The following is an 8,876-nucleotide window of genomic DNA, read 5'->3' as shown; positions in this document are numbered from 1 at the left end:
AAAAGCAGGATCAAGGGGTGCAGCTCTGCCCTCGGAGAGCACACAAACTATGACGCTGAAAGCTCATAGTTATAGTGTGCCATAACAAGCATGCTTTGTTTGTCTGCTGCAAAGGTAGAAAAAGGAAGTTACATTAGCAAAAGTTATTAAAAAATTTACTGCATAATACTTTTAAGTAGTCTTCCTTATCAATTATAATCTTATTCCTCTATTGTATGTAAAAATAAAAACAGAATAATTATTCTGTTTTTTGATTATTTGTGCTAAATTTAACCAATTTTGTTGTAAAAAACAATATTTTCGCTTGTTTGCTTGATGATTTTTTCTAAATTTGCCAAGAACTTTTTTATAATTAATTTTTAATCCAACTGTTTATGAAAAAAAATCATTTTACTACTTTCTGCTGTATTAGTTTTATTGTTTACAGCTTGTTCATCTGATGATGCTAACATCTCTACACCAGATGTCTCAAAGCAGGAACTTACGAAAGTATAGAGGCTTTAAAACCTGAAGATTATTCTACTGCTGAAGATTATTATTCTGCTATCCGGACAATAGTAATGGAAAATCATTCAAGGTTGTCTGAAAATAGTTATAATGCAATGTTGGTAAGTGTGAATATTGCAGCTAAGGTAACTAATAGTTATTTAGAAGAAAAAGCAAATCAAGAGGGCTTAAATGTCTATACAAGAGCTAATAGACGTCATCATCCAGCTACGCAGGTAAGTTGGTGGAGAGCGTGGGGAAAGTGTGCCGCAGCTGTTAGTGGTGGAGGTATTACTGGTGCCCTTGGTGGTGCAGCTGCAGGTTCAGTTGTACCAGCTTTGGGAACTTCTATAGGAGCCGTAATTGGTGCTGTTGGAGGTGCTTTGTCAGGTGCAGCTGCAGGTTGCTAAATATAGTTAAGATGAAAAAATACATATTTTTAGCTCTATATTTATTAGGGGCTTTATTATTATTATTGGGAGTCGACTTTAAGCCTAATCCTCTAATCATATTAGTGTTAGCTTTGGGAACCTATGGTGTTTGCTTCTTTTATCTAAAGAGCTGAAATTAGGCTTCAATGAATGCAAATCGAACTGTTCTAAAAAGATTGTTATATAGAACAGTTCGATTTCTGTGTCTTTTAAAAAGATAGATTTTATGGTATGTTAAGCTATAGGGGGTAGCCTAATACCCATTTTTCCCAAAAATGGCGTGAAACAAAAGGGTTTCGATAGCTTTTTTATGTGTCAAAAACACAAGCTTCGAAACCATAAAAATTCCTTTATATTTCTGCGGTCTTCTTTTTGATTGCATTAATCACATATCCGATGCGGTTTTTTGCCGTCCTCGATGATCCGACAAGGGAAGACAGAAATCCGATGAAATCGGGTATTTTTTGCTCTCCCTCGATGATTGTTTTTTGTTCTTGTTTATTTCAGCTGCTTTAAACTCGAACGAGTATCGGAGATAGTATAAAGCTGCTTTGCTGATTTGTGCACGTGCTGTTAGCTTGGAACGTTTTTCCCTTTCGTACAGCTCTGGGTCCTTTTTCTCTGGGTTGAATGTATGGAAGAAATTAAAACCGACAACCTTTCACCCCTCTTTTTCTTCTGTATAGTTGAAAGAATAAGGGCTGCATTCGTCAAGCTCTTTCTTTGCAATATCTAATACTCTTGTCTTAAAATGACCTACGAGTTTATATTTATCTTTTACTCCGAACCGCTCTTTAAGGTCTTCAAACTTGTATGTCAAAGGCTTTTTCTGTCCGCTCATAAGTCCGTACATACGCATCGAGTAGACGGATTTAAACTGCATAGCTGTAACAAGCTCATACTTACGATAACCTTATTATCATCCTCCGATACAAAGACCTTTTCGTTTTAATATGTTGAAATACAGACAAGATTTTGAAAAGTCATTACATGATTTCAAACAAATCATCTTAAAATACAAAAAAACGTGCAAAAAGCAAGCCTGTAACCGGCAGTCAATCAATTGGTTGTCAATCCGTTCAGAAAAGGTGCTTGATTGGACTCCAAAAGGGCGTTAATAACACGCCAAGAGAGCACCTGTTGCAAGTCAATCAGGCATCTTTTAGAAGCCAGAAGAGCATGTTCATCTTTGAACCTCATGAAAACAGTTTACAAACACCGAAGATATGGGGATAAGTCGTTTGTAGAAGAAGAAAAGACAGGCTGATGGACAGGCATCGTATCAATTCGTCTTTTCAGCATTTCACCTGTAGTTTATCCCCCTTTGTAAGACCATCTATTTTTGGACAGCCATACTCTGCAAGTGCATAAAAAAAGGGTCTTCCGGAATTTGGAGTGATAATAATTAGTTATTAATAATCAACTACTTACACCATTGCTCATATATGTTAAACCCTTTATATACGGAGAATTATAATCATAATGTGCTAATTAGTAGTGCAGGAGTTACTATAACTTATAAATTCACTTCATTTAGTCTAAATCCATTATTAATGAGAAGGTTATGAAGAGATTTTTGTCTCAAACTTTGAGTATCATTCATAGGTTATCACTCCAAATGTCGGATGAACCTAAAAAAAGCCATTCCCAATCTCCTTTCAGAGCTTAGGAATGGCTTTTTACTATTGATCAGTCTTCAGTGTTCTTATCCGATCCACTTCACGTATGCGAAGTCCTGACGGTGCGGCAGTAGGCTGTTCTTCGGGAACATACGCACATCGCACTTGTAGGCACCGGCCTCACTGGCTTCGAAGGAAGTCTCGAAGGTATAGTGGTTGCCCTCTGTCTTGACGAGTTTGAACGGAATGACCTTGTGGATGTTCACATCATCGACCGGTGCATTCTTCAGGAAGACAAGCTCCAGACCGATGGCGTCGTTCAGTCCCTGTTCGTCGATCGTGTAGGTGACTTTCACCTTATGTCCGGTAGCGATGTCCTGCAGCTCTTCCTCGTTCTTGGATACAACATAGATGCTGTCCCAGCGCTCGGCAACCGACTCTTTCCAGAGTGCAATCTCCTTGGCAAGCTTGTTGTCATGAGCTTCGAGCTTGTGCGCACGCTTGGCCTGACTCTCGTAGAACTTGTCGTAATAGTCGTCCAGCTGGCGTTTCATCGTATAGTGAGGCGCAATCGTCGCAATGGAGTTCTTCACAACCTTTACCCAGCCTTCAGAGTAGCCTTTCTTCTTGTCCTTGTTGAAATAGAGCGGGACGATTTCGTTCTCGAGCAGACTGTAGATGGTCGCAGCATCAAGCTGATCCTGATAGCCCTGGTTCTGATAGGTACGCTTCTCCGGCAGTGCCCATCCGGCACCCTCACGATAGCCTTCAACCCACCAGCCGTCGAGTACGGAGAGGTTGATGACACCGTTCATCTCGGCCTTCTCGCCAGACGTACCACTTGCCTCGAGCGGACGGGTCGGGGTATTCATCCAGATGTCGACACCTGATACCAGACGTCGGGCCAGCTGCATATCATAGTCTTCAAGGAAGATGATCTTGCCGAGGAACTGCGGCATACGGGAAATCTCGAAGATGCGTTTGATGAGCCCCTGACCGGCACCGTCAGCCGGATGCGCCTTGCCCGAGAAGAAGAACAGAACCGGACGCTCCGGATTGTTGACGATTTTCTCCAGACGTTCAAGGTCCGTGAAAAGCAGATGCGCACGCTTGTAAGTGGCAAAGCGGCGGCAGAAACCGATCATCAAAGCATTAGGATTGATCTTCTCAAGGATGGAGACCACCTTGGCAGGATCGCCCTGGTTGCGGAGCCACTGCTGAGTGAACTTGTCGCGGATGTATTTGATGAGCTTCTGCTTCAGTGCCATGCGGGTCTCCCAGATTTCCGCATCAGGAACGTTGTAAATAGCATGCCAGATCTGCTCGTTGCTCTGGTCGCCCATGAAGCTCTTGTCAAAGTACTTGTCGTAGACCTTGCGCCACTCCGTAGCGGTCCAGGTCGGAAGGTGTACGCCGTTGGTCACGTAGCCTACGGCATTCTCCTCCGGGAAATAGCCTTTCCACAGCGGTGCGAACATCTTCTGGCTTACCCAGCCGTGGAGCTTCGACACACCGTTGATTTCCTGACAGGTGTTGCAGGCAAAGGTACTCATGCAGAAACGCTCGCTGTGGTCGTCGGGATTGGTACGTCCCATACCGATGAACTCGTCCCAGGAGATACCCAGACGTGCAGGATAGTCGCCCATGTACTTGCCGAAGAGTGCCTCGTCGAAGTAGTCGTGACCGGCAGGCACCGGCGTATGTACAGTATAAAGCGAAGATGCACGTACCAGCTCCATGGCCTGGTTGAATGTTAGTCCGCCTTCGATGTAGTCGCAGAGACGCTGGAGGTTGCAGAGTGCCGCATGCCCCTCGTTGCAGTGGTAAATATCCTTCTTGATGCCGAGCTTCTTCAGTGTGAGCATACCGCCGATACCGAGGAGGATCTCCTGCTTCAGGCGATTCTCCCAGTCGCCGCCGTAGAGCGAGTGGGTAATCGGACGGTCGAACTCCGAGTTCATGTCGTTGTCGGTATCGAGCAGATAGAGCTTGATACGGCCGACATTCACACGCCATACAAGTGCGTGTACCTGATAGTTGCGGTAAGGAACATTCACGACCACCTGATTGCCGTTCTCGTCCAGTTCACGCTCGATGGGCAGGGAATTGAAATTCTGTGCGTCGTATTTGGCAATCTGCTGTCCGTCCATGGAGAGGCTCTGTGTGAAGTAACCGAAACGATAGAGGAAACCTACGGCACAGAGGTCGACATTGGAGTCGGAAGCCTCCTTGAGATAGTCGCCGGCCAACATGCCCAGACCGCCGGAATAGATCTTCAGCGTCTGGTTCAGACCGAATTCCATACAGAAGTAAGCGACTGAAGCACGTTTGCTGTCGGGCTTGACATCCATGTAGGCACGGAACTTCTTGTAGACCTCACCCACCTGCTTCATCAGCTTCTTGTCCTTGACGATCGCCTCCTTGCGTTCGTAGCTGAGCCGCTCGAGAAGCTGGACGGGATTATGTCCAACCTCTTCATAGAGCACCTCGTCAAGAGCTTTGAACATGTTGCGCGCCTCGTAATTCCACGCCCACCACATGTTGTGAGCAATCTCGTCGAGACAAGCCAGTGCCTTCGGCAGGGTCGACTTAACGGTTACCTCTTTCCACTGAGGCTCATTGGAATAATCTGATTTAATCTTCATAACTTAACTTAGTTTGACTGTTTTATCTTTATATCGTTATTAAAGCAGTTTTTCAGCTGTTTCTTTCAGCTGCCTTCTCTAATGCAATGTCGTATGCCCGCTCATAATACTTGATGAACTCGCTCCACAGTGCCTTATGGGAGAGCTTCCCAGCATTTGAACGGCATCTGTCCACTTCCGCTTTCGGGAATCCGGCATAACGGATGATGGTTTCCTTGATTCCGTCAGCCACTTCCGAAAAGTTGTAATCGGTACGGTGCAGTACCTTCACACCGTCCTCAATCTCGCTGTACGCACCTTTCTCCGTATTCGCCCACAAGCCGAAACCGGCGAGATCGGTCGTGATGCAGGGGACCTTGAAGGCAACGGCCTCCAACGGTGTGTAACCCCACGGCTCGTAGTAAGACGGATAGACGCAGAGATCATTGCCCAATACGAGGTCATAATAGCTCATGTTCAGTATGCCGTCATCGCCTGTCAGGTAACATGGAACAAAGATGAGCTTTACCCTGTCGGCCCGGGCATTGGCCATACCGAGCGCCCTGGACATATTCAGCACCTTGTCGCTGTCCATGTTGTGCAGCCTGTGAGTCAGCACGGGATTCTCCAGCGGGGTATCGAAATGCCGTCCGCTGTCCAGCCGCTCTACAAGATCCTGCCGCGGTCCGGCCACCCAGCCAGGAACCTCGATGAAGGCTACAACCTGCTTTTTCAGGTTCTCGTCAAAGCGCAGACGGTTCATTGATTCTATGAATACATCGATACCTTTATTGCGGAACTCATAGCGTCCGCTGGTTGATACAATCAACGCATCATCCTGTATATCGTCACCAGTGAGTGCATTGGCTACGTCGAGCAGACGCTTACGTGCTGCCTTACGCTTCTTTGTGAAAGTTGCGCCTTTTGGTACAAAGTCGTTCTCGAAACCGTTGGGAAGAACTACGTCCACCGGCTTGTCAAGCAGTTCCTTGCACTCTGTTGCCGTAATATCGCTCACTGTCGTGAAGCAGTCAACGTGGTGGGCAGTCTGTTTTTCGATTGAGTGCTTGCTCTCCATATTCAACTCCGAAGCCATCTGGTCGCCATTATATGCCCAGAGATATTCGTACAACGGCTTGTCATTGCCCGCTATACTGCGACCGATACAGGTGGCATGGGTTGTGAAGATAGAAGCTATCTGTGGCTGACGGTGCTGCAGAACGAGTGCGGCGAATCCCGTCTGCCATTCGTTCGCATGGAAGACGACCTTGTCGTTCTCACTGAGATAAAACTTATAGAAACTTTCTACGACAAGTGCCGTAGCATAAGCGAACAGAGCTGATTCGTCGTAATCTCCGTACGCATGGAGACTGTCCACATGGTAATACTCCCACAGCTTGCCGTACAGTTCGTCTTTCCGGCTGAAGAATGCCTGGAAATCAACGAGCATGGCAATCGGCTCACCGGGAACATCCCAACGGCCGACTTTGACCGGCAGCCCTTCGGATGCAGCCTTCTGCTGCCAGGCGGTAAAGAGCTTTTCATCCTCCTTGAAATAAGGGGATGGCGAATCGGGCCAGCAGTCGGGGCCGAGGAATATCACGTGATCTTTTATTCTGTCCTGTAAAGTCTTCGCACGGGTGGAAAGTACGGTATAAATTCCTCCGACCTTATTACACACTTCCCAGCTGGTCTCAAAAATATAATCCGGAAACAACATCTTCTCCTTTAAACAATTGATACGTATCGTGCACAAAGGTAATACAAAATAAGGGAAACAACAATTTAAACTGCATATTTTTATGTATGAATCATAAATTATTACGCAAAAGCATTATCTTTGCAACAACCAAACATTCACGGACATGAGACAAAGAAACATACTCACAATAACGGCTTTACTGGCTGCCTCTTCCTGCTTCAGAGCATATGGCAATCTGCCGGAAACCGACAGGACGGCATCCTGTATGCAATGTGCCGGGACCGTACAGAACAAAGACTCTATCTTCAAGGCGCATCTCGTCAATGATGAATATCAGGTATGGATGGACATAGACTTCTATCACAATGAGATCACCGTGCCACGGCAGGAGATATTCGGTGAAGTTCCCGGCTACTTCGGCGCAAAAAGGGATACACGCAAATGGATCATATCAGATGCTGCCATCAAAGGGGGAAAAGCATTCCTGACCATCATCAACGATTATGGAAGCGAAGATCTCACGGCCGAACTGAAACGTAATCCTGACGGAACCTACACCCTCACCCGCCTTGCCGGCAGTACGATGAAGATTGTCGTCAATAACAAGTGGGTGAAGATACCAAAGGAGATAACGTTCTACGCCAAATGACAACTCATTCATAGGGGCTTAGAAATCAGCCCCATGATACTTTATGACAACAAGAAAAATCTACATAACTACGGGGCAACCTTAATAAGTCCTGAATATGCCCCCTCCTACCGTCTTTGTCACAGGCACTTCAATCTCTGAAGAGAACGCCTTATAATTATATTCTCCTTCAGGCATACGGTACAAAGCAATCTTACTTCCTTCTGCAACGGCACAAGCTACCTGAATAACTTGGCTATGGGTATTCTTCAATGTTACCGATCTGTAGAAAACAACCAATCCGCCCTCAAGGTCGAATTGAGCAGGCATCTGGCTTTCCAAACCATACTTAACCCTATTTCTGACAGCAAACTTATCCTTTTCGTTTATTGTTCCATTGCTTTCTACCCTTACACTCACCAGCTGCTTGCGAGAGATAAATACGTTCTCCTCGTAAACCTTTCCTAATTGCAACGCTCCTTGTGGTCTATAGGAGTAGTAGAAAAGTTTCTTTTCTTTCGAGCCACGCACCGATGAATCATCTGAAGGTAAAAGATACTCTCTGTCATCTAATTCATTCAAATCCAGTGTAAGTTGCAAATTGTATGAGACACGGGCATCTCCTACAAAAGTTGTCAAAGACTTTAATTCTTCATCACTTAAATTGAAAAACATAATATAGCTGCCATCTTTATCAGTCGTGGCCTTTGCTTTATGGTACACCTTGGTAGTAATCAGAGATGCTTCTCTGAAATCCAACTTCACCTCCATATTCGGCAACGGCTGCCCGCCTGACGTTCTGGCAACACCTCTGATGATAAGGCTCTTCGGATCTGGCTTATCAATAAAGTCGTCCTCCTCACTATGGCAGCCTGCCAATAACAACATAAGTACAGGTAAAACAAGCAGATACAATAATGACTTTTCCATAAACGGCAAATTTATAGTTTCAAGTTAAGCAGTATTCTGGTTCCATATCCTCAACATCATACCGTCCTTCTACACAGATTGTTTCTTTGACAAAGGTATTAAATATTGAGAAGAAAAAATACAATGCTCATAAAAAATAAGAAAAAAAAATCTCCTTCCCCACCCTTTTATACATCTTGTACATCAATTCTTTTATTGCGTTGCATCAAAACAAAGTATTTTTAAAGGGCTATGTTATCACAGCCTATTACCGTCTATCACTACCCATTATCACTTATCGCCGCCTATCGTCACTTATCACCGACTAAATATCTACTGCCCCCTATTTCCTAATGAGCCTTATTTTCTACTGATCCTCTTCTCCCCCCTATTTTCTACTGACCCTCTTCTCCCTCCTATAACCGCCTATCATCGCTTATCGCCGCCTGCCCCCAACAGAAAAAGGGAGAGCCCCTG

General features: G+C 45.2%; 6 protein-coding genes. 2 read left to right on the top strand and 4 right to left on the bottom strand.

Going from position 1 to position 8,876, the window contains the following annotated elements; genetic code table 11:
• Positions 1-560: 560 nt before the first annotated feature.
• The gene (locus HMPREF9141_RS13660) at positions 561-896 is read left to right on the top strand and encodes a hypothetical protein (protein WP_007367831.1); all 336 of its coding nucleotides are present in this window, start codon (positions 561-563) and stop codon (positions 894-896) included.
• Between the two features lie 682 nt (positions 897-1,578).
• Here HMPREF9141_RS13660 and HMPREF9141_RS13860 read toward each other — a convergent pair.
• The 3 genes from HMPREF9141_RS13860 to HMPREF9141_RS06565 form a co-directional block, all read right to left on the bottom strand.
• A complete protein-coding gene (locus HMPREF9141_RS13860; protein WP_370991945.1) occupies positions 1,579-1,758 on the bottom strand; it encodes a hypothetical protein in 180 nt (59 codons plus the stop codon).
• Positions 1,759-2,622: 864 nt separating this feature from the next.
• A complete protein-coding gene (glgP, locus tag HMPREF9141_RS06570; RefSeq protein WP_007367829.1) occupies positions 2,623-5,181 on the bottom strand; it encodes an alpha-glucan family phosphorylase in 2,559 nt (852 codons plus the stop codon).
• A 52-nt stretch (positions 5,182-5,233) separates the two neighbouring features.
• Complete coding sequence (locus tag HMPREF9141_RS06565; protein ID WP_007367828.1) at positions 5,234-6,880, bottom strand: glycogen/starch synthase; 1,647 nt, start codon at positions 6,878-6,880, stop codon at positions 5,234-5,236.
• 145 nt (positions 6,881-7,025) lie between these two features.
• Here HMPREF9141_RS06565 and HMPREF9141_RS06560 point away from each other — a divergent pair, with 145 nt between their 5' ends.
• Positions 7,026-7,511, top strand: coding sequence for a hypothetical protein (locus tag HMPREF9141_RS06560; protein ID WP_040554633.1), 486 nt, complete (start codon positions 7,026-7,028; stop codon positions 7,509-7,511).
• A gap of 81 nt (positions 7,512-7,592) precedes the next feature.
• Here the strand turns inward: HMPREF9141_RS06560 and HMPREF9141_RS06555 are convergent, their stop codons facing one another.
• Entirely contained in the window at positions 7,593-8,420 is an 828-nt protein-coding gene (locus tag HMPREF9141_RS06555; RefSeq protein WP_007367826.1) for a hypothetical protein, read from the bottom strand.
• Positions 8,421-8,876 lie beyond the last annotated feature (456 nt).

Source organism: Prevotella multiformis DSM 16608 (assembly GCF_000191065.1).
GTDB classification, from domain to species: Bacteria; Bacteroidota; Bacteroidia; order Bacteroidales; family Bacteroidaceae; genus Prevotella; species Prevotella multiformis.
This window is presented reverse-complemented; position numbering and strand designations above follow the sequence as displayed.

Excerpts from the sequence above, each read along its gene's own strand:
- glgP (WP_007367829.1), bottom strand. The coding sequence starts at position 5,181 with ATGAAGATTAAATCAGATTATTCCAATGAGCCTCAGTGGAAAGAGGTA.
- HMPREF9141_RS13660 (WP_007367831.1), top strand. The coding sequence starts at position 561 with ATGGAAAATCATTCAAGGTTGTCTGAAAATAGTTATAATGCAATGTTG.
- HMPREF9141_RS13860 (WP_370991945.1), bottom strand. The coding sequence starts at position 1,758 with ATGAGCGGACAGAAAAAGCCTTTGACATACAAGTTTGAAGACCTTAAA.
- HMPREF9141_RS06555 (WP_007367826.1), bottom strand. The coding sequence starts at position 8,420 with ATGGAAAAGTCATTATTGTATCTGCTTGTTTTACCTGTACTTATGTTG.
- HMPREF9141_RS06565 (WP_007367828.1), bottom strand. The coding sequence starts at position 6,880 with ATGTTGTTTCCGGATTATATTTTTGAGACCAGCTGGGAAGTGTGTAAT.
- HMPREF9141_RS06560 (WP_040554633.1), top strand. The coding sequence starts at position 7,026 with ATGAGACAAAGAAACATACTCACAATAACGGCTTTACTGGCTGCCTCT.